The sequence below is a fragment of the Bradyrhizobium sp. JR4.3 genome (assembly GCF_040547695.1).
In the GTDB taxonomy this organism is placed as follows: domain Bacteria; phylum Pseudomonadota; class Alphaproteobacteria; order Rhizobiales; family Xanthobacteraceae; genus Bradyrhizobium; species Bradyrhizobium canariense.
Genome location: NZ_JBEPQF010000004.1, coordinates 344,166 through 365,362 on the forward strand (window position 1 = coordinate 344,166; position 21,197 = coordinate 365,362).

Consider the following 21,197-nt stretch of genomic DNA (forward strand, 5'->3'; position numbering starts at 1 on the left):
CTGCCACCACCCCCGCGTAAGCTTTGCACGGCAGATTACGGGCCGGATCCTCTGCCGGTGACCCATGTCCGATACGTTAGCCGCTAGCCTGCCGACCCCGCGACGATTGGGCGCCGACGCCTTTTTCGCGGGCGGCATCGTGGCCATGCTCACGATTCTGTTCCTGCCCATACCGCCGATCCTGATCGATCTCGGCCTCGCGTTCTCGATCGCGCTCTCGGCACTGATCCTGATGGTCGCGCTGTGGATCCAGCGGCCGCTCGATTTCTCGGCCTTCCCGACCGTGCTCCTGATCGCGACGATCCTGCGGCTTGCGCTCAACGTCGCAACGACCCGTCTCATCCTGTCGCGCGGCGGGGAGGGGGAAAACGCCGCGGGCCATGTCGTTGCCGGTTTCTCGAAGTTCGTCATGGGCGGTGACTTCGTCATCGGCCTGATCATTTTCGCGATTCTGGTCACGGTAAACTTCGTCGTGATCACCAAGGGCGCAACGCGTATCGCCGAAGTCGGCGCCCGTTTCACTCTGGATGCCATCCCCGGCAAGCAGATGGCGATCGACGCGGATCTGTCCGCGGGCCTGATCGACGACAAGGAAGCCCAGCGCCGGCGCCGCGAGCTGGAAGAGGAGAGCGCGTTCTTCGGCGCCATGGACGGTGCCTCGAAATTCGTCCGCGGCGACGCCGTCGCCGGCCTGATCATCACCGCGATCAACATTTTCGGCGGTATCATCATCGGCGTGACGCATCACGGGTTGACGCTGGCACGCGCCGCCGACGTCTACACCAAGCTCTCCGTGGGCGACGGTCTGGTAACGCAGATGCCGGCGCTGATCGTGTCGCTGTCGGCGGGCCTGCTCGTCTCGAAGGGCGGCACCCGGGGTTCGGCCGAGCAGGCGGTGTTGCGGCAGCTCGGCGGCTATCCGCGCGCGGTGTCGGCCGCCGCGCTGATGATGTTCGTGCTCGCCTTGATGCCGGGGCTGCCGACGGCGCCCTTCCTGCTGCTCGGCGGCGTCATGGCCTTCGTAGGATACTCGTTGCCCAGGCGGCAGGCAGCCCTGAAGCAGAAGGAAGATGCGCGCAAGGCCGACGAACGTGCCCAGGTCGATGCCAAGGAATCCGTCAAGGAATCGCTCAAGACCGCGGAGATCGAGCTGGCGCTCGGCGGGCACCTCTCGGTCCATCTGCTCGGGTCGCGCAACGAACTGGCGCACCGCGTGGCCAAGATCCGCAAGAAGTTCGCCAAGCAGTACGGCTTCGTGGTTCCCGAGATCAAGCTCACCGACAATCTGTCGATCGATCCCAAGGGATACCAGATCCGGATCCACGACACTCGTGTCGCCCAGGGCGAGCTCCGGCTCGGCGAAGTGCTGGTGCTGGTCGACAAGGACGGCAAGCCCGACGTGCCCGGCGAAGAGGTGATCGAGCCGGCCTTCGGCATGAAGGCGCTGTGGGTGACGGACGCGTTCACCGACGAGGTCAAGCGTCAGGGCTGCAAGCCGGTCGACAATCTGTCGGTGCTGCTCACGCATCTGAGCGAAGTGATCAGGGCCAACCTCGCCCAGCTGCTGTCCTACAAGGACATGCGCGGCCTGCTCGACCGGCTCGATCCCGAATACAAGCGCCTGGTCGAGGATCTCTGCCCGTCGCAGATATCGTATTCGGGGCTGCTGGCGATTCTGAAGATCCTGCTGGCCGAGCGCGTGTCGATCCGCAACCTGCATCTGATCCTCGAAGCCATCGCCGAGATCGCGCCCCATGTGCGGCGCTCCGAGCAGGTGGCAGAGCATGTGCGTACGCGTCTTGCCCAGCAGATTTGCGGCGATCTCTCCGACAACGGCGTGCTCAACGTCGTCCGTCTCGGCAACCGCTGGGATCTCGCGTTCCACCAGAGCTTGAAGCGCGACGCCAAGGGCGACGTCGTCGAATTCGACGCCGATCCGCGCCTGATCGAGCAGTTCGCGACCGAAGCCAGCGCCGCGATCCGCAAGTTTACCGAGAACGGCACCAGCGTGGTGCTGGCCGTGACCCCGGAAGCGCGTCCCTACGTCCGGATGATCCTGGAGCGGGTCTTTCCGACACTGCCGATCCTGTCGCATGTCGAAGTCGCGCGCAGCACCGAAATCAGGGCCCTCGGAGCGATATCGTGATCAGCGGCCTCACCGACAGCGTGCTGGTGACGTTCATCGTGTTCTGCCGCATCGGTGCCTGCCTGATGCTGGTCCCCGGCTATTCCAGCGTCAATGTTCCGGCCCAGGTCCGCTTGTTCGTTGCGCTGGTGACGACGTTCGCACTGACGCCGATCCTGGCCGCCGTCCTGAAACCTCTCACGGACAACGCGGCGCCGCTGACGCTCGCGCTCCTGATCTGCTCCGAACTCGTGGTCGGTGCCGTCATCGGGCTCGGCGGTCGCGTGTTCTTTCTCGCACTCCAGACCATGGCCACCGTGATGGCCAGCGCGATCGGGCTGAGCAACATCCCGGGGACGCCGGTCGGCGACACCGATCCGGCGCCGGCCCTGGTGCCGCTGATCATGACGTCGGTCACGACGCTGTTCTTCATGACCGACCAGCACTGGCAGGTCCTGCGCGGGCTGATGAACTCCTACGACGTCTGGCATCCCGGCGACCGGCTCGGCGGCAGCATGCCGCTCGACCAGCTCGTCGGCCGGCTATCGGAGGCATTCGTGCTGACGCTGCGGATCGCCAGCCCTTTCATCGTCTATTCGGTCGTCGTCAACCTGGCGGTCGGCCTGATCAACAAGCTGACGCCGGCGATTCCGGTCTATTTCATCTCGGTGCCCTTCGTGCTGTTCGGCGGCTTCCTGCTGCTCTACCTCACCAGCGACGAGCTCCTGAGGCAATTCATGCTCGGCGTCTCATCGTGGCTGGCGGAGTGATCGCCATGACGTCGCGCGCGGACAAGCTCGGCCGGATGGTCTCGCTCGTGAAGCTCCAGCTCCGGTTGTCAGAGTGGCAGCTCGCGCAGCTGCGGCAGCAGGAGCGCAGCTTGCAGGACGAACAGGAATGGCTGGTCGGAACTCTCAACGAGGGGAAGCCGCCGGCGGGATCATCGAGCGAATCGATCGCGCGGCGCCTGACCAGAACCAGCGTCGGCGCGCGCGCGATTCAGGCCCAGGCCTCGCAGCAGCTCGACCAGGTTCGCGCGGAGAGCCGCCGTGTGAAGCAGTTCGAGCAGGTCGCGAAGGCGGCGCTCGCGGACAAGCTTCGCGACGTCGAGAAGCGATCGCTCGAGGAGATGACGGGAACAAGCCTCACCGTGCGCGAGTGGACGCCACGGCCAGCCAATCGGACCAAGACATGATCGTGACCGCGACACCCGACCTCGTTCTCGACGTCCTCGACGCCGCCGATCCCGTGACGCAGCGCGCGGCCACAGCGAAGCTCGACGCGCTCAAATCATCGGACACGGATTTCGCCGCCACGATGGATGCGGAGGTCGGCAAGGCCAAGGCGGCGGCAGCCGATCAATCCGCGACGAAGCTTTCGGAACCGCAGTCGGGTGCGGTGAACGGGGCGCCGGTGCAGGTGATCAAGGCGCCGGCATCCGGCGAGGTGTACCGCAAGTTCGAGGCCTTCATCCTCCAGACCTTCGTCGAGACGATGTTGCCGAAGGAGTCGGAGGAGGTCTTTGGAAAAGGCACGGCCGGCGGCGTCTGGAAGTCGATGCTGGCGGAGCAACTTGGTGCTCAGCTGGCAAAGGGCAAGGGCATTGGCATTGCCAAGCAGCTCGCCGCCGCGCATCCGGCGGGGCCGGATGCTACGGGCAAGGCCGGATGACGATCCGGGAATGGATGACAGAAGTTGAAGGGTGACTTTCCTATGCAGGCACAAGAAGGCGCGGCGGCCATGGTGATGGAACAGCCGGCCGTGGACACCGAGGCGACGACGATGGCAGCCGTGTCGGGCGATGGGCTGTTGCCCGTCCTGCTGCCGAATGTCGGTGGTGAGGTGGCGAACGACGGTGCGGACCCGGCGAGATCGGACGAGGTACGCGGCCTGTTAGCCGCGATCCGCCGGCTCGAAGCCATCGTCGAAGAGGAGACGGCAGCGCTCGCGACGGGCAAGAAAATCGACTTCGACGAGTTCAGCGCCCGGAAGAGCCGGAGCATGCTGGAATTCGTCCGCCTGATGCGGGCACGAATGCACCTCGGCGGCGAGGTCGAGATCACTGAGGAGATCCAGCGGCTGCGCGAGAAGCTCGAGCGAAACCGTTCCATCCTCGAAATGCATTACGATGCGGTGCGCGAGGTCGCGACCATCATAGTCAAGGCCATCAAGGACGCCGAGTCGGACGGCACCTATACCGGTCGCGCAGCACAGGACGGAAAATGATCAGACTCGTGCTAGCCGGGCTCTGGGTATGCATCCTCACCGCGGGAACGAGCTACGCCGTGGCCTATTGGAAGGAAAATGGCAGCCTGCTGCCGGCAAAGGACGAATACCTTGACGGGCTGCAGTACCAGAAGACGCGGGCGCTGAGCGTGCCCATGGTCGAGGGTGGCAACGTTCAGGGCTACATCGTCGCGCGGTTTGTCTACACCGTTGAGGCGCGAACCATGCACCAGCTCAACGTGCCGCCCGAGCCGTTCGTCGTCGATGAAGCCTTCCGCAGGATCTATGCCGACGACCGCCTCGATTTCAGAAAACTCGCTCGTTACGACCTCTCCATCCTCACGACGGCCATCAAGCAGCGTGTCAACGAGCGAATGCAGGCCGAAGTCGTCCAGGACGTCCTTGTCGAGGACTTCAATTACGTGTCGAAGGAAGAATTCCAGCAGAAGCCCTAGGGCATTACCGGTTCTGATTGAATCGGAAGCGAGCCTCTAGAATTATACTTAGACGCGAGCCGCAGCGCCGGTACTGCCGCGGCTCTGTTCGCCGTTGACGTCGCCGAAACTATAACGGCCTCTGCGAAGATGGTTCGCAGAGGCCGTTATCGGTTGCGTGGCAGCGCCCTGCCGATCAGTTTCCGGCTGGATACGCCACTGGGGCGGTATGCGCCCTGTTCAGCAGGATGCCGACCTCGTCGAGCTCCTGCATCGGCACGTCGATGGTTTCGCCGGCCGGGATGTCGAGGCGGTACCCGACGTAACGGCGGGCCACGATCGCATCGAAGCCGAGGCGGTCGCGGAGTTTCTTGCGCAGCTTGCTGACGTGGCTCTCGATCACGCTCTCGTCGAACGTCGCTTCGAAGATGCCGTAGACCGCGTTGAAGATCTGCGTCTTGGTGACCCACTTGCCGTGGTTGCTGACCATATATTCGAGAATGCGCAGTTCGCGGCGGGGCAGGGTGAGAGCGTGGCCAGCGATCTCGGGGTCACGTCCGTTGAAGAAGACCTGGATCCTGGTCTCGCAGGGCCGCGGCAGTTCCCCGACCCGGCGGCGCGCAATCGCGGCCGTTCGGGCGAGGATCTCGCGGAGGTGAATCGGCACGTGGACGACGTCGTCGACGCCCGATTCGAAGAGCTCCAGCGTGTTCTTGAGCATCTTCTGGCCGCTCATGGCGATGATGGGAGCCGAGGAGCGCTTGCGCATCGCCCGCGGCAGGCTTCCGCGGGTGTCGCAATCCCCGAGGAGGAAGGCGTCCACCGCGGCCAGATCCGATTCACTCGCAGATTGCAGCCAGTCCCAGAATTCTCCGGAGGAGAAGCCGATCGACGATACACCTTCGCGAACGAGCCCTCCGACATAGCTGTTCGTGACGCTCTCGCGATCATCAACGATAATATACATCAGTTTTTCGCCCCTGTTTCGCACTTGTTACGGCCGGTTGGTTGTTGTGATGCCCGGCTCGGCAACTGTGCTGTTTGACGATATTCCTTCCCGCGAACCGTTATTATGGTTTCGATATTCGCGGGCAGCCCTACGCATTCAGTGCCTGCGTCTCGCAGGCCTGCTACTTCGACTCGATACTGAACGCTTACTGCGTGAGGCTCGGCGGGTGTCTTGCGGATCACCTCGCGGAGCGGATTGAGAAAGCGACCTAGAACAGTTGCGCCAAGTTGCTCATGCGTCCGAACGCCACTGTACTTTGTCGATCTCCTCGCTAACTGGCGAGAATCACTTGAGTAGGACCGTAACAATTGCCGATTTCCGATCAAGCGTGCGCAACTAAGCGTTTGCTACACGTGCTTGATGCTGTTGATTCGTTTCGAGTTGTTTCTTTGTATGTTCAATCGCATCAGTTGATTTGGAATTCGAACTAGTTTTGCACCTTGGCGGTTCTAAAGTTCCGCATCCCCGTATGATTACAGCTATTTTGGGCGGTGCTGCGCTTCATGCAAATTGAGAAGTTTTCAACCCGGGATTGACTCCCGTCATCGTCTTTCCACATGCGACAATTCGACTCATGTATGGCGAGGCGACTCCAGCTTGGCGAAATCTTGGCGAGGGTGTGTCTTTCGAGTCGCACTCTCGCCACGTGCGTGACGCGTTTGACTCATGTGACGTCGCACCGCGCGTGATGAAGAGTTTTCGATGCGCACGTTTCAGGCAAGCTTCGGCAAATAACGTCACCGTTCGACAGATCGAACCGAACGGAGCATTCTCGCATGTTGTCCGATGGACAAGCTCGTCCCAACGCGACCGCGGATGTCTCCGCAGCGGCGAAACCGGCTGCGGAGACGCGCGATGCCAAAGACAATGCGGCGCCGACGGCCAAGCCTTCTGCAAATACCAAGCTTTTTGCAAACACCAAGCCTTTTGCAAATACCAATCCTTCTGGGACTAGCAAGCCTGCTGCGAACACCAAGCCTGCGCCGGCAGCAGCGAGTGATGAAACTCTGGCGAAAGAGGCGCTTGAGGGTCTGAAGCGTATTCGCGCCAAGGCGCGCCTCGACAAGATGGCAATCCCCAAGCCTACGCCCATCGTGATCAAGCCGGCCGTGATCGTGGCCAAGCCGCCGCCGCCGCGTCCGACATGGGTCGCGCCGCTCGCGACATTGGCGGTCGCTGCGATCCTGGTCGTCTGTGCCTGCACCGGCGTGATCGCCTATTTCGCCATGCAGCCCGCCCAGAACAACGTCGCGGCCAATACTGAGATCAGGAATCTGCGCGAGACGGTGGCACAACTGCGCAGGCAGGTGTCGGGCGTGTCCGACAATCTCGACGGCCTGCGCACCGCGGTCGATCAGTCGAGCAAGGCGACCAATGACCGTTTTGGCCGTTTTGGCGAGAATCTGGATCGCATCGAACGGGTGAGCTCGTCCTCTACGGTGAAGCTCGACAAGCTTGCCCAGGTGCAGGCCCAGGCTCCGGCGCCCGTCGCTTCACAGCCAATGCCGATGATGGCCTCGGCCGCTACGCCCGAGGTCACGGGATCGGTAGCACCGTCCGAGCGCATTTCGGCTCCGCGCAAGACGGTCAAAGGCTGGTCGGTCCGCCAGGCCTACGAGGGGATTGCGATCCTGCAAGGCCCGAACGGCGTCGTCGAGGCGGTGCTGGGGCAGCAGGTGCCCGGCCTTGGCCGCATCGAGGAGATCAAAAACGAGAACGGACGTCTGGTGGTCGAGTCCAGCGGGGGCGTCATCTATTCGTCACGCAAGGCAACGCCCTGATCAAGGGCCGCCGCCTTCTATTTACGGTGATGCTCGAAACTGGTGCATAGCAGATCGACCTCAGCCTCCGCGATCGGCGCGCGAAACAGGCGGCAGCTGAACTCGGCGGTCGTCCTGCTGTCCGTGGTGCTGCGATCTTCGCGGAGGAAGATGCATCGCTTGCAGACGTCGGTATGGTGCCGCTGTTCGGCTGCGTCCGACTGATCCAGCACGTGGCGGAGCGCGTCGCGGAAGCTGACTTTCGCCTCGTCCTCGAGCACGGCGATGGACTCGACGAGGACGTTGACGGGGTCGCGCACCAGGAACTTCTTGCCCTGTTGTGTCACGCTCAGCATCACTGACCGCTTGTCCTGGGCCGAGCGCTTTCGCTCGAGATAGCCGAGCCGCTCCAGCTCGCCAATGATGAACGAGGCGGTGCCGCGCGTGGTGCCGACGTAACTCGCGAGCGCCGACGGCGTCCGGGAAAACCGGTTGGCGCGGGAAAGGAAACGCAGCGCCATCCACTCGCGGTCGCGCAAGCCGTGCTTGGCGCCTTCGAACCACAGGATACGGGCGACCTGTTCCAGCAGTTCGATCGATTCGCGAGCCAAGTTCATTTCAATTCCAGGTCGGATAAATCTTGATTCAATTGAGCTTTTGGTAGCGCAATCCGGGCGGCTGATAATGAAGATCCCGAGGGATGCGGAACCTTCCGACCGTGGAACTAGAGTGTCACGAAGAAAGTTCGAGTAAATCGCCCGGCTCAACTCTTCTGAAAATTTCAGTCAAATGACCGCGGCTTTGCGTGCAAATTCCGCTAGCGCGGGATGTGCGTGCGGCACGATGTGTCGTTGCGACTACCGCAAAGCCCATTTGTTGCGCGATGGGCCTCGAATTGCGCGAGCGGACGGGGCGGCCGCAACTGGGGCAGCGGAAAAGGGGACGGGGGAACCACCGTTTTCGGTTAATGAATGTTGCGTTGCAATGCGGCCAGGCGGTTAAATCGAAATAGGATCGAGCCCGGGAATGCCAGAGTGTCGTCCGTGATCGAGCAAGTGAAGCCGTTCAGCGTCAAGCGCGCAGCATTGGCCGCCACCGTCGGCAACATGCTCGAATTCTACGACTTCATCACCTACAGCTTCTTCGCCATCCAGATCGGCCATACCTTCTTCCCGACGGGAAGCGAGTACGGCAGCCTGATGCTGTCGCTGGCGACCTTCGGCGCCGGCTTCGTGACGCGGCCGATCGGCGGAATCGTGCTCGGGATCTATTCCGACCGGATCGGCCGGCGGCCTGCCATGCTGCTGAGCTTCGCGCTGATGGGGCTATCGATCCTGACCATCGCGCTCACGCCGTCCTATCAATCGATCGGCCTTGCAGCGCCCGTCATCGTGATCGCGGCGCGTATGGCGCAAGGCTTTGCTTTGGGCGGGGAGGTTGGACCGACCACCGCCTATCTGATCGAGATCGCCCCGCCCCAGCATCGCGCGCTGGTGGTGGCTTGGCAGCCGGCGAGCCAGGAGATCGCCGCGACCGCGGGCGCACTCGTCGGCGTCATCCTGAGCAGGACGATGGCGCCAGAGATGCTCGACGCCTATGGCTGGCGGGTGGCGTTTCTGATCGGAGCGGTGTGCCTGCCGTTCGGGTTCTGGATGCGCCGGACGCTGCCCGAGACGATCCCGCAGGCCGAAGCCGGTGCCCGCACCGTCGAGCACACCAGTCATCTTTCGCAGGCGAGACGGCACCTTGGCGTCATCGGACTTGCACTGATGATCCTGGCAAGCGGCACGATCTCGACCTACGTCACCCAATATATGACGACCTATGCGCAGAACACGCTGCATGTGTCGTCGACACTGGCTTTCGCCGTGTCGCTGGTCAGCAATGGCATCCAGTTTGTCGGTGCGCTGGTCGGGGGCTGGCTGGCAGATCGTCTCGGTCGCAAGCCGGTGATGATCTGGCCGCAGCTCGCAACGCTGCTGCTGACCTACCCGACCTTCCTGTGGATCGTCCATGCCCCCGGCGCGTTGTCGCTCCTGGTTGGTTTCGGTGTCCTGTCCGTCATCGGCTCGCTGCCGTTCACTGCGTTCTACGCGACCTTCACCGAGGCGCTGCCCCAGAGCATCCGCGGCGGTGTGTTCGCGACCGTCTATGCGGTCGCGATCGCCAGCTTCGGCGGTACGGCGCAGCTCGTGGTCACCTGGCTCCTCCACGTCACCGGCAATCCGCTGGCGCCGGCCTGGTACCTGCTGCTTGCGGCGATCGTCGGACTAGTCGCGATGAGCCTCATGCCCGAGACTGCGCCAGTGAAACAGCGTCAGAACAAGACCTGAAAACAAGGCCTGAAAGCGGCGCGCTCGCAGGCTGGTGATTTGCGTTTCGCTGGCAATTATTGGCGAATGCGTCGCCTGAAGGATCAGGGGCACGCATCAGGAAGGACGAACCGATGAGTATCGAGACCACCATGACATCCGACGTCGTCGGGCTGACCAAGGTCGCCCCTGTCTCGCGCCGCGGGTTCATGAGCGCGACTGCGGCCGTCGCCGCCGGCTACACGCTTGCAGCCGGGCCCGTGCGCGCCGAGGCGATCACGACCGACACCGGCGGCCTCCAGACCGGCGACGCCAAGATCAAGGTCGGCTCCGAGCAGATGCCTGCGTATTTTGCCCGCCCCGCCGGCAACACCAATGCGCCGGTGATCATCGTGGCGATGGAGATTTTCGGCCTGCACGAATACATCAAGGACGTGACGCGGCGCCTCGCCAAGCTCGGCGCATTCGCGATCGCGCCCGACTATTACTTTCGCAAGGGCGTCGATTTGACCAAGGTCACCGAGATCAAGGACCTGCTGCCGATCGTCAATGCCAAGCCGGACGCCGAGCTGCTGTCCGATCTCGACGCGACCGTGGCGTGGGCGGGATCGCAAGGCGGCGACACCGGTAAGCTCGGCATCATCGGCTTCTGCCGCGGCGGACGCACCGTGTGGGAATATGCCGCCCACAGCGGCACGCTCAAGGCCGGCGTCGCCTTCTACGGTCCGCCCGTCGATCCAGCCAATCCGCTGTGGCCGAAGAGCCCGATGCAGCTCGCACCCGAGATGAAGGCACCGGTGCTCGGCCTCTATGGCGGCGCCGATACCGGCATTCCCGTCGCCCAGGTCGAGCAGCTCAAGACAGCCTTGGAGCAGAACAAGAAGACGGCCGAGTTCAAGATCTATCCGGAAGCGCCGCACGGCTTCCATGCCGACTACCGCGGCAGCTACCGCAAGGACGCCGCCGAAGATGCCTGGAAGCAGGCCCAGGCCTGGTTCAAGAAGTATGGCGTGTTGAGCTGAGGTCGAAGCATGATCCTCGTTCCCCCGCTTGCCACAACGTCTCTAGGGCGTGACGGTAGGTCGGATAAGCAAGCGTGACGCCGAGCTCGCGCTTCATTTTCGCGTTGGAGACGCGGGCGCTGCTGGCATAGAAGCTGCGGGCCATCGCCGACATCTCGGCGGTCTCGAACGGCTCTTCCGGCGGCGGTGCAACGTTCATCAGCTTCGCCGCGTAAGCGATCACGTCCTGCGGCGGCGCCGGCTCGTCGTCACAGACGTTCCAGATGCCGCCGCTCGGGTGATGAATCGCGGCCATGATCGCGCTTGCGATGTCGTCGACGTGGATGCGGTTGAACACCTGTCCCGGCTTGATGATGCGCCGGGCCGTTCCAGCGCGCAGCGTCACCAGTGCGTTACGGCCGGGGCCATAGATACCCGCAAGCCGCAGGATCGCGGCGTCGCCACCGGTCGTGTCGGTCCATGCCTGTTCCGCCGCGACCCGCATGCGCGTGCGGTCGAGGCCGGCCTGCGGCGGCGTGCTCTCGTCGACCCATCCGCCGGCGTGATCACCATACACGCCGATCGTGGAGAGATAGATGATCCTGCGGTGGCGGTCCGCCGCCAGGACGTCCGAGAAGGTCGCGATGGCAGGATCGCCGGCGCTGCCAGGTGGGATCGATATGAGAAGGACGTGGGCGTCTCTCATACGTTCGACCGTCTCGCGTGCCGGACTGCTCCCGGAGAAGGCGTGTACCTCGATGCCGGCGAGGTCGCCCCGCTGCGCGGGATCGCGCACCGTGCCGGCGATATGCGAGAAGCCGCCACCGAACAGGCGGACGAAGTGCCGGGCACTGTAGCCGAGACCCAGGATAAAGAGCCGCATACGTCTTCCTTGCAGGTCGGAGTTCCCGTTCGCGCCGCAGCGCGCCCTCCGCTCATAAGAGATTTTTGGGTCCGGCAAAAGATATTGCGATTTGTCCCGCCCGCCTGTGCGGGCGATGGTCGCTCGTCGGAGGGACGCATCGAACATGCAGGCAGAAGCGCCCGCCATAATGGTATCTGACGCGGCTGAGCTGGTCCGCCGCGCCGCCGCGCTGATCTTCGATGTCGACGGCACGTTGGCCGAGACCGAAGAGCTGCATCGGCAGGCCTTCAACCATGCCTTCGCCCGCCACGGTCTCGACTGGCAGTGGGACCGGGCCGTCTACAAGGACCTGCTGCGGGTCACCGGCGGCAAGGAACGGATCCGCGCCCATCATGAAAGGCTGAGGATCGCCGCGCCATTATCGGATGTGGACATCGCGGAACTCCACCGCATCAAGACTGCGCATTTTGCCGAACTGGTCGAGACCGGCTGCTGCCCCTTACGGCCCGGGGTGACGGATCTGTTCGCTGCTGCCAAGGCGCGCGGCCAGCGGCTCGCGATCGCGACGACCACGTCACACGGCAATATCGATGCGCTGCTGTCGCGGGCCTTGGGAAAAAGCTGGGCCGCGGATTTTGATGCGATCGTGGCCGGGGATGACGTGCGGCATAAAAAGCCTGCGCCGGATGTCTATTTCGAGATCCTGGCGCGGCTGAAGCTCAACGCGTCCGACTGCATCGCGATCGAGGATTCCGCCAACGGCCTGATCGCGGCCTCACGAGCGAACATTCCCGTGCTCATCACCAGAAGCATGTTCTTCCGGGACGACGATTTTAGCCAGGCGCGGGTCGTGCTGGATGATCTGTCCGGGCTCGGGTGAGGCCAAAACAAAAAAACCGAAAAACAACCCCATGCACAGTAGAATGTGCCTGCGGGCCGGCCGCCCTCAATGGACGCGGTGGCTCGCTCTATCGTCCTCAGCTTGCTCGACAATCTGCGCGATCGGGCTGGACTGGTGGTGCACCAGGCGCCAGTCGTCGCCGACGCGCCGAAAATGGTTGGCCGCAGCCAATGCCGTGCCGTCGACGATCTCGATGCAGAGCACGCGCGCGCTGTCGCCATCGACGATGGCCTGCGGTTCCGCGCACACGATCTGCGGCCGTTCCGGGCTCTGCAGGATATCGCGCCAGCTTCCGATCACCGTGGCCCGGCCGATGATGGCCGGCCAGCCGGGATGAATGCAGGAAATGGCGTCATCGTCCGCCCACATCCGCTCCATTTCGTCGAAATCGCCGGTCGAAAAGGCGGCGTAGAACGCTGCGTTCGCCGCGATCACCTTGCTGTCCTTTGCCATGCCTCTCGGGTGGGGCAATGACAGACAAAAATCAAGCAAGACTTCCGTCGACTTTCCGTCGATCTGGACCGCAATGCAGCATTGCTGCCCGTTTTGTGGTCACGCCGAGACCAGAGTCTCCACCGCACGCCGCGCGCCATCCTGGTAGAGTCGGCCGAGTGCTCCGGTCACGGCCTCGCGCAGGCGCGGCTCCGCGCCCAGCGACCCGAACACTTTTCCGACGCCGAGCAGTGCGGGCGCCAATCGTTCGGCAACGGGACCTGCCTCGCGCGCCAAGCCACCGAATTCGGCGGCGAGCGGATCGCGCACGTCGATGGTGCGGCCGTTCTCGTCGAGACCGGTGACGTAGCGCATCCAGCCGGCCACCGCGAGCGCATGCGTCGCGATCGGTAGGTTGCCGGCGAGACGATCCTGGATCGCGCCGAGCAGGCGCTGCGGCAGCTTTTGGGAGCCGTCCATCGCGATCTGCCAGGTGCGGTGATGCAGTGCCGGATTGGCGAAGCGCTTGAGCAGCGAGGCGCGATAGGCGGCCAGATCGGTGCCCGCGGGCATCGTCAGCGTCACCGCGGCCTCTTCCATCACCTGCGCGGCGAGGCGCGCGAAATGCGGATCCTGCATGGTGTCGGCGATGGTCTCGTAGCCGGCCAGATAGCCGAGATAGGCCAGCGCCGAATGGCTGGCGTTGAGCAGCCGCAGCTTCATCAGCTCGAATGGCTTGACGTCGTTCACCAGTTCGACCCCGGCGGCGGCAAGATCGGGCCGGCCCGCCGTAAAGCGATCCTCGACTACCCATTGCGTGAACGGCTCGGTCATGACGGGCCATGCGTCGCGCAAACCGAGCGCCGACGAAACCACGTCGCGGTCACCATCCGTCGTCTCCGGCACGATGCGGTCGACCATAGTCGAGGGGAAGGCCGCCGTATCCGCGATCCACTTGCCGAGATCCTTCGAGCGCAGCGCGGCGAATTGCGTCACGATCCGCTGCACGGTGTGGCCATTGGCGGCGAGGTTGTCGCAGCTCAGCACGGTGAACGGCGGCGCGCCCAGGGCTCGCCGGCGCGCCAGCGCTGCAACGATGAAGCCGGGAGCCGAGCGCGGCGCGTCGAAATTGTTGAGGTCGTGCACGACATCAGGATGGCGTTCGTCGAGATCGCCGGTCTGCGGCGTGTGGCAATAGCCTTTCTCGGTGACGGTGAGGGAGACGATGCGAATGGCGGGATCGGCCATTCGCTCGACCAATCGTGCCGGGCTTTCGCGCGCGACCACGCTGTCGAGCAGCGCACCGATGATGCGGTGTTCGGTGGCTTCGGCTGCACGGACGGCAACCGTGTAGAGATGATCCTGCGGGGCGAGGGCGTCGCGTGTGTCAGGGCTGCGCAAGCTGGCGCCGACGATGCCCCACGAGGTGGCGCCGGCGGCAAGGCAATCGTCGATGACCACGGCCTGGTGGGCGCGATGAAACGCGCCAAGGCCGAGATGCACGATGCCGGGCGTGACCCGCGAACGGTCGTAGGCCGGGCGGCGGATGCCTTGTGGCAGCCGGTCGAGATTGGCGCGGCCAAGGCGCGTTGGATCAGGGCGCATGGTCGTCTCTCCCCTTGTTTGGCCGCTGCTTGACATGGCGCCTGTCCTCGGTCAATGCTGCGGTCAATTGGTAAGACCAATTTTCCAAAATTGGCGGGCCGCGGGCAGCGAGAGCTGCCGGCATGACCCTTTCGGGAGGACCAGCGTGCCGCTGGAAGCTGTGGAGGCGAGACGGCTTTATCGCCAGGTCGCCGATCAATTGCGAAGCCTGATCGACAGCGGCGAGTACGCGGTCGGCAGCCGCTTGCCGACCGAACGCGAACTCGCCGAGCAGCTCAAGATTTCCAGGCCGACGGTGCGCGAGGCCCTGATCGCGCTCGAAGTCGAAGGCCGCCTCCGCATCCGCGTCGGTTCCGGCATTTATGTGATCGAGCCCGCGGCGGTTGCGGCGACCGCGCCTGCTTCCGTCATCGAGGGTCCGTTTGAGCTGCTGCGCGCCCGCGAGTTCCTGGAAAGCGCCATCGCCGAAGAAGCCGCGCGCGTGGCGACGAAGGACGACGTTGCTCGCATCGATGCGTCCCTTGTCGCGATGGAGAATGTAGAACACCCTGGCGAAGCCTCGATGGTCCACGACCGCGCCTTCCACGTCGCGATCGCCGGAAGCCTCGGCAATGCCGTTCTGGTGCGCGTCGTCGGCGAGCTGTTCGACCAGCGCCTCAACCCTTATTTCGCGCAGCTTGCGCATTATTTCGAAAGCCCGGGCACGTGGCGCACTGCGCTCGACGAGCATCGCGCGGTGCGCGACGCGATCGCGGCACACCATCCTGAAGCGGCTCGCGATGCCATGCGCGATCATCTCGCGCGATCCCAGGAGCGCTTTGCGCAAAACTTCGGCGCTGAGAACGCGGCAGGACCGTCTTCCGGGCGCGCGGGGCGATCGACGGCAAAGCCGTCAAAACCGGAACGTGCGCCGAAGAAGAAGCGAGTCACGAGCAGCAGCGCGCGACCGCGATGAGATTGTGCGGCTCGCATCCGCGTTGGGAGCGGGCGGACAAGAAGCAGATTTAAAAGAAGCAGACTTGAAAAATGGAGGAAAAATCAGTGCTGAAAAAGATGACAATGGTGCTGGCGGTTTCGGCCGCGGCGATGTGTGCGGCGACCGGTTCCGGCATGGCGCAGACCAAGCTGAAATGGGCTCATGTCTACGAGACCTCGGAGCCCTTCCATACCGCGTCGGTCTGGGCTGCGCAGGAAATCGGCAAGCGCACCAATGGGCGCTATGCGATCGACGTCTATCCGGCGTCGCAGCTCGGCAAGGAGGCCGACATCAACCAGGGCCTCTCGCTCGGCTCGGTCGATATCATCATCTCCGGCTCGAGTTTTGCCGCGAAGAGCTTTCCGCCGATCGGCGTGACCTATTATCCCTACACTTTCCGCGATGCCGATCATCTGCTCGCCTACACCAAGAGCGACATCTTCAAGGAGCTTACCAAGGGTTATGAGGACAAGAGCGGCCACCACATCGTCGCGGTGACCTATTACGGGGTGCGCCAGACTTCGTCGAACAAGCCGATCAAGACCTGCGCCGACCTCAAGGGCCTGAAGATGCGCGTGCCCGACGTGCCCGCTTATCTGGCGATGCCGCGCGCCTGCGGCGCCAACACCGCGCCGATCGCGTTCGCCGAAGTCTATCTGGCGCTCCAGAACGGCACCGTCGAGGCCCAGGAGAATCCGCTCACCACGATCGAGGCCAAGAAGTTCTACGAAGTGCAGAAGCACATCGTGCTGACCGGCCATATCGTCGACCATCTCAACACGGTGGTAGCGGGTGCGCTCTGGAATAAGCTGAGCGACGAGGACAAGAAAATATTCACCGACGTCGCGCAGGAAGCCGCCGCCAAGGCGACCGCGGAGATCAAGCAGAACGAGGCCAAGCTGGTCGCCTTCTTCAAGGAGAAAGGCTTGACCGTGACCGAGGTCGACAAGAACGAGTTCCGCGACACGGTGCTGAAGAACGTCGCATTCGAAACGTTTGGCTATCGCAAGGCCGACTGGGAACGCATTCAGGCGGTGAAGTGACGACGTAGTCGTCATCCCGGGACGGTCCGCAGGACCGAACCGCAGGTGCGCAATTGCGCACCTGAGAATCTCGAGGTTCCGGGTCTGGTGCTAACGCACCATCCCGGAACGACGTGACCAGTTTGGAGAGCACACCCATGTCCACCGCCGAAACGCACCGGCAGATCACCGCGGACGAGATCGCCCACACCTTCGAGGAAGAGGCGGCACCCAAGGTCGATCTCGGCATCTACGCTTTCGAGGACTGGGTCGCGCTGGCGATCTTCTGGGTGATGGCGCTCGCCGTCTTCCTGCAGTTCTTTACCCGCTACGTGCTTAACGACAGCTATGCCTGGACCGAGGAGATCGCGACCTACTGCCTGATCGGCGTGGTCTTCATCGGCTCCTCGATGTGCGTGCGGCTGTCGCGGCACATTCAGGTCGATCTCATCTACCGCTATCTGCCCCACCTCGTGGCGCGCGCGTTGTCGACAGTGATCGACCTGATCCGGATCGTCTTCTTCGGCTACGCCATCAAGCTGGTCTGGGTCTACATCCAGATCATCGGCGACGAATCCATGACCACGATCAATCTTCCCAAGGACTACGTCTATTACGCGGTGCTGCTCGGCTTCGTGCTGATGTTCGTGCGCTCCGTGCAGGTGGCCGTGCAACATTTGCGACAGGGCTATTCGATCCTCGAACGTCCGGGCGCCTACGACGGTTTTGAAGGATAAATTCATGTTGTTGTTGCTTGGAGGCTTTCTTATCCTGATGCTGCTCGGCGTTCCCGTGGCGATTGCCATGGCGTCGTCGTCGCTGCTCTACATCCTGGTCAGCGGCGTGACGCCCGACGTCACGCTGGCGCAGCGCATGATCGCCGGGGTGGAGAGCTTTCCGCTGCTCGCCGTGCCGTTCTTCATCCTGGCCGGAAATCTCATGAACATCGCCGGCGTCACCGGACGCATCTACAAATTCGCCGTCGCGCTGGTCGGCTGGATGCGCGGCGGCCTCGGCCACGTCAACATCATCGGCTCGGTGATCTTCTCCGGCATGTCCGGCACCGCGATCGCGGATGCCGCGGGTCTCGGTACCATCGAGATCAAGGCGATGAAGGATCACGGCTACACCACGGAGTTCTCGGTCGGCGTCACCGCGGCGTCCGCCACGCTCGGCCCGATCATCCCGCCGTCGCTGCCTTTCGTGATTTACGGCATGATGGCGAACGTCTCGATCGGCGCGTTGTTTCTGGGGGGCGTCATTCCAGGCGTCGTGCTGACGCTGCTGATGATGGCTACCGTCACCTACTTCGCGCACAAGAACAAATGGGGCAGCGATACGCCGTTCTCCTGGCCGCAATTGGGATCGGCGGGGCTCGAGATCCTCGTCGTACTGAGCTTCCCGATGGCCGTCTGGCTTCTGACGGTCGCCGGCCTCTCCACCAATTGGGCAGTTGGGCTTGGCCTGGTCGCGCTGCTCGCGCTCGACTGGTACTTCGACTTCTCCGCGGTGATGGCGCTGATGGCGCCGGTGATCCTGATCGGCGGCATGACGCTCGGCTGGTTCACCCCGACGGAAGCCGCGGTCGCCGCCGTGATCTGGTCGCTGTTCCTCGGCCTGGTGCGCTATCGCACCATGACGATGAAAACGGTCGCGAAGGCGACTTTCGACACCATCGAGACCACGGCTTCGGTGCTGTTCATCGTCACGGCAGCCTCGATCTTCGCCTGGTTGCTGACGGTGTCGCAGGCAGCCCAGATGCTGTCGGACTGGATGCTTAGTATCACCCATAACAAATGGGTGTTCCTGGCGCTCGCCAACGTCCTGATCCTGTTCGTCGGCTGCTTCATCGACACCACGGCCGCGATCACCATTCTGGTGCCGATCCTGCTGCCGATCGTGCTCAAGCTCGGCATCGACCCGATCCATTTCGGTCTGATCATGACGCTGAACCTGATGATCGGCCTGTTGCATCCGCCGCTCGGCATGGTGTTGTTCGTGCTCGCGCGCGTCGCGAAGCTTTCGGTCGAGCGCACGACGGTGGCGATCCTGCCCTGGCTGGTGCCGCTGATGCTCGCGCTGATCGCGATCACCTACATTCCCGAACTGACCCTCTGGCTGCCAAAATACATGGGACTTTCCAAATGATATCCACAGCTCTCGCCGCAACCCTGTTCGGCCCCGAAGATTTGCGTATGGTCGAGCATCCGCTCGACAAGCTCGCTTCAGGCATGGTGCGCATCCGCTTCGGCGCCGGCGGCATCTGCGGCTCGGACATGCATTACTTCCGCCACGCCCGCACCGGCGATTTCGTCGTGAAGTCGCCGCTGGTACTCGGCCACGAGATCTCGGGCGAGGTCGTGGAGATCTCCGGGTCTGCCGCCAATCTGAAGCTCGGTGACCGCGTCGCCGTCAACCCGTCGCGCTGGTGCGGCCATTGCGTCGCCTGCCGCGAGGGCCGGCCGAATCTGTGCGAGAACATCTACTTCATGGGCTCGGCGTCGAAGACGCCTCACATGCAGGGCGGCTTCGCCAACTACTTCGACGCCATCCCGGCGCAGTGCGTCAAGATTCCCGATCACGTCTCCTATCAGGCCGCGGCGCTGGCCGAGCCGCTCGCGGTCTGCCTGCACGCGGTCGCGCGTGCCGGCAACATCGAAGGCAAGCGCGGCATCATCTTCGGTGCCGGTCCGATCGGGCTTCTGACCATGCTCGCCGCGCGCCGCGCCGGCATGACCGACGTCACGGTGGCCGACATCGCGCCGGCGCCGCTGGCCTTTGCGACCCGGCTCGGCGCCTCTCACGTCGAGAATGTCGCAGCCGGCGAGGAAGGCCTGAAGGCGCAGGCCGCGTCGCGCCCGTACGATGTCGCTTTCGAAGTCTCAGGCACGGCTGCAGGCCTTGCCAGTGCGATCGGTATCGTCAGGCGCGGCGGCGTTGTGGTGCAGATCGGTAATTTGCCGGGCGGTCAGATTCCGGTGCCCGCGAATGCGGTGATGGCCAAGGAGATTGACCTGCGCGGTTCGTTCCGCTTCGGGCTCGAGTTCATGACGGCGGTGGAGCTGATTGCGGACGGCAGCATCGACGTGCTGTCGCTGGTCACCGCCGAGCGGCCGCTGTCCACCGCGCCGGACGCGCTGCGGCTGGCGCTCGACCGCTCGCAGAGCGTCAAGGTCGTGCTGACCGCGAACTGATTGGAGAGGCCGCATGATGCTCGAAGGATGGCGCTGGTACGGGCCGGACGATCCGGTCTCGCTCGACGATGTCAGGCAGGCCGGGGCGAGCGACATCGTCTCGGCGCTGCATCAGGTGCCGATCGGCGAAGCCTGGACCCGCAAGGCGGTCGAGGAGCGCAAGAACTTCATCGAGAACGGTCAGCCCGGCCGTTCGCAGCTGACCTGGTCGGTGGTGGAATCGATTCCGATCCCCGACGACGTCAAGCGTCTCGGGGCTAAGGCAACGCGCTCGATCGAGACGTGGATCGCCAGCCTGGAGGCGGTTGCCGCGGCCGGTATCAAGATCATCTGCTACAATTTCATGCCCGTCGTGGATTGGTGCCGCACCGATCTCGAATGGGAGCTGCCGAACGGCGCCCGTGCCATGCGCTTCGACCAAGACCGTTTCGCCGCCTTCGAGCTGCACATCCTGAAGCGGCCGGCCGCGACCGCTGAGTATTCACCGGAGCAGCAGGGGCGCGCGAAGAAGCTGTTCGATGGGATGACCCAAGCCGATATCGACTATCTGGTCATGGTGATCGCCAGCGCGCTGCCGGGCTCGACCACCGAGCCGATGACCATCCCGCAATTCCGCGACCGGCTTGAGACATATCGCGACGTCACGCCAAAAATCCTGCGGCAGCATCTCGCCGAGTTTTTGGGGCGCGTCGCGCCGGTGGCCGAGCAGCTCGGGGTGTCGTTGACGCTGCATCCGGACGATCCGCCGCGTCCGCTGTTCGGCCTGCCGCGCATCGCCTCCAGCGCCGACGATTACCAGGCGCTGTTCGACGCCGTGCCGTCGAAGGCCAACGGCATCTGCCTGTGCACGGGGTCGCTCGGCGTGCGGCCTGAGAACAATCTCCCCGCCATGGCCGAGCGCTTCGGCCCGCGCATCGCCTTTGCACATCTGCGCGCGACCAAGCGCGAGGCCGACGGCCTGTCGTTCTACGAGTCCGATCATCTCGACGGTGACGTCGACATGGTCGCTGTGCTCAAGGCGCTGTTGAAGGAGAACGCGCGACGTTCGCCCGACAAGAGGATTGTGTTCCGGCCCGATCACGGCCACCGCATGCTGGACGATCTCGCCGCGACCAAGCGCACCAATCCGGGCTACACCGCGATCGGTCGCCTCCGCGGTCTCGCCGAGCTGCGCGGCGCAATCCGCGCGATCGAGCATCAATAGGGGCCAAAGCTCTATCCGCACCGTCATTGCGAGCGCAGCGAAGCAATCCAGAATCCCGCCGCGGAAAGACTCCGGATTGCTTCGCTGCGCTCGCAATGACGTGGAGGAGAGGTGCCTCGTCTCAACCTTGT

At 63.7% G+C, this 21,197-nt stretch carries 21 protein-coding genes; 16 read left to right on the forward strand and 5 right to left on the reverse strand.

What is annotated here, in order from left to right; all coding sequences use genetic code 11:
- Positions 1-64 precede the first annotated feature (64 nt).
- Genes flhA through ABIB91_RS10255 form a run of 6 tightly spaced genes read left to right on the forward strand, consistent with a single transcriptional unit; the run spans position 65 to position 4,806 of the window.
- On the forward strand, positions 65-2,146 hold the full coding sequence (flhA, locus tag ABIB91_RS10230) for a flagellar biosynthesis protein FlhA (RefSeq protein ID WP_007595850.1): 2,082 nt from the start codon (positions 65-67) through the stop codon (positions 2,144-2,146).
- The gene (gene fliR / locus ABIB91_RS10235; RefSeq protein WP_219681265.1) at positions 2,143-2,895 is read left to right on the forward strand and encodes a flagellar biosynthesis protein FliR; all 753 of its coding nucleotides are present in this window, start codon (positions 2,143-2,145) and stop codon (positions 2,893-2,895) included. The genes flhA and fliR overlap by 4 nt, the downstream gene beginning before the upstream one ends.
- Before the next feature lie 5 nt (positions 2,896-2,900).
- Positions 2,901-3,320, forward strand: a complete 420-nt coding sequence (locus ABIB91_RS10240) for a hypothetical protein (protein ID WP_035995241.1) — start codon at positions 2,901-2,903, stop codon at positions 3,318-3,320.
- Positions 3,317-3,796, forward strand: coding sequence for a rod-binding protein (locus tag ABIB91_RS10245; protein ID WP_219681263.1), 480 nt, complete (start codon positions 3,317-3,319; stop codon positions 3,794-3,796). The genes ABIB91_RS10240 and ABIB91_RS10245 overlap by 4 nt, the downstream gene beginning before the upstream one ends.
- 42 nt (positions 3,797-3,838) lie before the next feature.
- On the forward strand, positions 3,839-4,351 hold the full coding sequence (locus ABIB91_RS10250; RefSeq protein WP_088940978.1) for a flagellar biosynthesis protein FlgN: 513 nt from the start codon (positions 3,839-3,841) through the stop codon (positions 4,349-4,351).
- The gene (locus tag ABIB91_RS10255; protein WP_007595846.1) at positions 4,348-4,806 is read left to right on the forward strand and encodes a hypothetical protein; all 459 of its coding nucleotides are present in this window, start codon (positions 4,348-4,350) and stop codon (positions 4,804-4,806) included. Before ABIB91_RS10250 ends, ABIB91_RS10255 begins: the two co-directional genes overlap by 4 nt.
- A 175-nt stretch (positions 4,807-4,981) precedes the next feature.
- Here the strand turns inward: ABIB91_RS10255 and ABIB91_RS10260 are convergent, their stop codons facing one another.
- The gene (locus ABIB91_RS10260) at positions 4,982-5,752 is read right to left on the reverse strand and encodes a response regulator transcription factor (protein WP_007595845.1); all 771 of its coding nucleotides are present in this window, start codon (positions 5,750-5,752) and stop codon (positions 4,982-4,984) included.
- Between the two features lie 818 nt (positions 5,753-6,570).
- Here ABIB91_RS10260 and ABIB91_RS10265 point away from each other — a divergent pair.
- Positions 6,571-7,575, forward strand: a complete 1,005-nt coding sequence (locus tag ABIB91_RS10265; RefSeq protein ID WP_354160470.1) for a hypothetical protein — start codon at positions 6,571-6,573, stop codon at positions 7,573-7,575.
- Between the two features lie 17 nt (positions 7,576-7,592).
- Here ABIB91_RS10265 and ABIB91_RS10270 read toward each other — a convergent pair whose 3' ends face one another.
- Entirely contained in the window at positions 7,593-8,171 is a 579-nt protein-coding gene (locus ABIB91_RS10270) for a MarR family winged helix-turn-helix transcriptional regulator (RefSeq protein ID WP_354160472.1), read from the reverse strand.
- A 426-nt stretch (positions 8,172-8,597) separates the two neighbouring features.
- Between ABIB91_RS10270 and ABIB91_RS10275 the strand changes: the two genes are divergently transcribed.
- Together ABIB91_RS10275 and ABIB91_RS10280 are read left to right on the forward strand one after the other, a co-directional pair.
- Positions 8,598-9,887, forward strand: coding sequence for an MFS transporter (locus ABIB91_RS10275; protein WP_007595841.1), 1,290 nt, complete (start codon positions 8,598-8,600; stop codon positions 9,885-9,887).
- Between the two features lie 113 nt (positions 9,888-10,000).
- A complete protein-coding gene (locus ABIB91_RS10280) occupies positions 10,001-10,888 on the forward strand; it encodes a dienelactone hydrolase family protein (RefSeq protein WP_354160474.1) in 888 nt (295 codons plus the stop codon).
- Here ABIB91_RS10280 and ABIB91_RS10285 read toward each other — a convergent pair.
- The gene (locus ABIB91_RS10285; protein ID WP_354160476.1) at positions 10,863-11,750 is read right to left on the reverse strand and encodes an SDR family oxidoreductase; all 888 of its coding nucleotides are present in this window, start codon (positions 11,748-11,750) and stop codon (positions 10,863-10,865) included. The two genes, ABIB91_RS10280 and ABIB91_RS10285, sit on opposite strands and share 26 nt — an antisense overlap.
- A 145-nt stretch (positions 11,751-11,895) precedes the next feature.
- Here ABIB91_RS10285 and ABIB91_RS10290 point away from each other — a divergent pair, with 145 nt between their 5' ends.
- Entirely contained in the window at positions 11,896-12,612 is a 717-nt protein-coding gene (locus tag ABIB91_RS10290) for an HAD family hydrolase (RefSeq protein WP_219681255.1), read from the forward strand.
- Positions 12,613-12,678: 66 nt separating this feature from the next.
- Here the strand turns inward: ABIB91_RS10290 and ABIB91_RS10295 are convergent, their stop codons facing one another.
- Positions 12,679-13,086, reverse strand: coding sequence for a nuclear transport factor 2 family protein (locus tag ABIB91_RS10295; protein ID WP_018453996.1), 408 nt, complete (start codon positions 13,084-13,086; stop codon positions 12,679-12,681).
- 99 nt (positions 13,087-13,185) lie between these two features.
- A complete protein-coding gene (locus ABIB91_RS10300; protein WP_354160478.1) occupies positions 13,186-14,670 on the reverse strand; it encodes a mannitol dehydrogenase family protein in 1,485 nt (494 codons plus the stop codon).
- A 145-nt stretch (positions 14,671-14,815) separates the two neighbouring features.
- Between ABIB91_RS10300 and ABIB91_RS10305 the strand changes: the two genes are divergently transcribed.
- From ABIB91_RS10305 to uxuA, 6 genes are all read left to right on the forward strand, one after another.
- Entirely contained in the window at positions 14,816-15,625 is an 810-nt protein-coding gene (locus tag ABIB91_RS10305) for a FadR/GntR family transcriptional regulator (protein ID WP_354160480.1), read from the forward strand.
- Positions 15,626-15,729: 104 nt separating this feature from the next.
- On the forward strand, positions 15,730-16,689 hold the full coding sequence (locus ABIB91_RS10310; protein ID WP_354160543.1) for a sialic acid TRAP transporter substrate-binding protein SiaP: 960 nt from the start codon (positions 15,730-15,732) through the stop codon (positions 16,687-16,689).
- A gap of 137 nt (positions 16,690-16,826) precedes the next feature.
- Positions 16,827-17,405, forward strand: a complete 579-nt coding sequence (locus tag ABIB91_RS10315) for a TRAP transporter small permease (protein WP_354160481.1) — start codon at positions 16,827-16,829, stop codon at positions 17,403-17,405.
- A 4-nt stretch (positions 17,406-17,409) separates the two neighbouring features.
- Positions 17,410-18,816, forward strand: coding sequence for a TRAP transporter large permease (locus ABIB91_RS10320; RefSeq protein WP_354160483.1), 1,407 nt, complete (start codon positions 17,410-17,412; stop codon positions 18,814-18,816).
- Positions 18,813-19,862 (forward strand): L-idonate 5-dehydrogenase, encoded by a 1,050-nt coding sequence (locus ABIB91_RS10325; protein WP_354160485.1) that lies wholly within the window; start codon positions 18,813-18,815, stop codon positions 19,860-19,862. Before ABIB91_RS10320 ends, ABIB91_RS10325 begins: the two co-directional genes overlap by 4 nt.
- A 13-nt stretch (positions 19,863-19,875) precedes the next feature.
- On the forward strand, positions 19,876-21,066 hold the full coding sequence (gene uxuA / locus ABIB91_RS10330; RefSeq protein ID WP_354160487.1) for a mannonate dehydratase: 1,191 nt from the start codon (positions 19,876-19,878) through the stop codon (positions 21,064-21,066).
- Positions 21,067-21,197: the final 131 nt, after the last annotated feature.

Excerpts from the sequence above, each read along its gene's own strand:
- flhA (WP_007595850.1), top strand. The coding sequence starts at position 65 with ATGTCCGATACGTTAGCCGCTAGCCTGCCGACCCCGCGACGATTGGGC.
- ABIB91_RS10280 (WP_354160474.1), top strand. The coding sequence starts at position 10,001 with ATGAGTATCGAGACCACCATGACATCCGACGTCGTCGGGCTGACCAAG.
- ABIB91_RS10245 (WP_219681263.1), top strand. The coding sequence starts at position 3,317 with ATGATCGTGACCGCGACACCCGACCTCGTTCTCGACGTCCTCGACGCC.
- ABIB91_RS10250 (WP_088940978.1), top strand. The coding sequence starts at position 3,839 with ATGCAGGCACAAGAAGGCGCGGCGGCCATGGTGATGGAACAGCCGGCC.
- ABIB91_RS10240 (WP_035995241.1), top strand. The coding sequence starts at position 2,901 with ATGACGTCGCGCGCGGACAAGCTCGGCCGGATGGTCTCGCTCGTGAAG.
- ABIB91_RS10295 (WP_018453996.1), bottom strand. The coding sequence starts at position 13,086 with ATGGCAAAGGACAGCAAGGTGATCGCGGCGAACGCAGCGTTCTACGCC.
- ABIB91_RS10315 (WP_354160481.1), top strand. The coding sequence starts at position 16,827 with ATGTCCACCGCCGAAACGCACCGGCAGATCACCGCGGACGAGATCGCC.
- ABIB91_RS10310 (WP_354160543.1), top strand. The coding sequence starts at position 15,730 with ATGGTGCTGGCGGTTTCGGCCGCGGCGATGTGTGCGGCGACCGGTTCC.
- ABIB91_RS10285 (WP_354160476.1), bottom strand. The coding sequence starts at position 11,750 with ATGCGGCTCTTTATCCTGGGTCTCGGCTACAGTGCCCGGCACTTCGTC.
- ABIB91_RS10300 (WP_354160478.1), bottom strand. The coding sequence starts at position 14,670 with ATGCGCCCTGATCCAACGCGCCTTGGCCGCGCCAATCTCGACCGGCTG.
- ABIB91_RS10320 (WP_354160483.1), top strand. The coding sequence starts at position 17,410 with ATGTTGTTGTTGCTTGGAGGCTTTCTTATCCTGATGCTGCTCGGCGTT.
- ABIB91_RS10255 (WP_007595846.1), top strand. The coding sequence starts at position 4,348 with ATGATCAGACTCGTGCTAGCCGGGCTCTGGGTATGCATCCTCACCGCG.
- ABIB91_RS10260 (WP_007595845.1), bottom strand. The coding sequence starts at position 5,752 with ATGTATATTATCGTTGATGATCGCGAGAGCGTCACGAACAGCTATGTC.
- ABIB91_RS10270 (WP_354160472.1), bottom strand. The coding sequence starts at position 8,171 with ATGAACTTGGCTCGCGAATCGATCGAACTGCTGGAACAGGTCGCCCGT.
- ABIB91_RS10290 (WP_219681255.1), top strand. The coding sequence starts at position 11,896 with ATGCAGGCAGAAGCGCCCGCCATAATGGTATCTGACGCGGCTGAGCTG.
- uxuA (WP_354160487.1), top strand. The coding sequence starts at position 19,876 with ATGATGCTCGAAGGATGGCGCTGGTACGGGCCGGACGATCCGGTCTCG.
- ABIB91_RS10265 (WP_354160470.1), top strand. The coding sequence starts at position 6,571 with ATGTTGTCCGATGGACAAGCTCGTCCCAACGCGACCGCGGATGTCTCC.
- ABIB91_RS10325 (WP_354160485.1), top strand. The coding sequence starts at position 18,813 with ATGATATCCACAGCTCTCGCCGCAACCCTGTTCGGCCCCGAAGATTTG.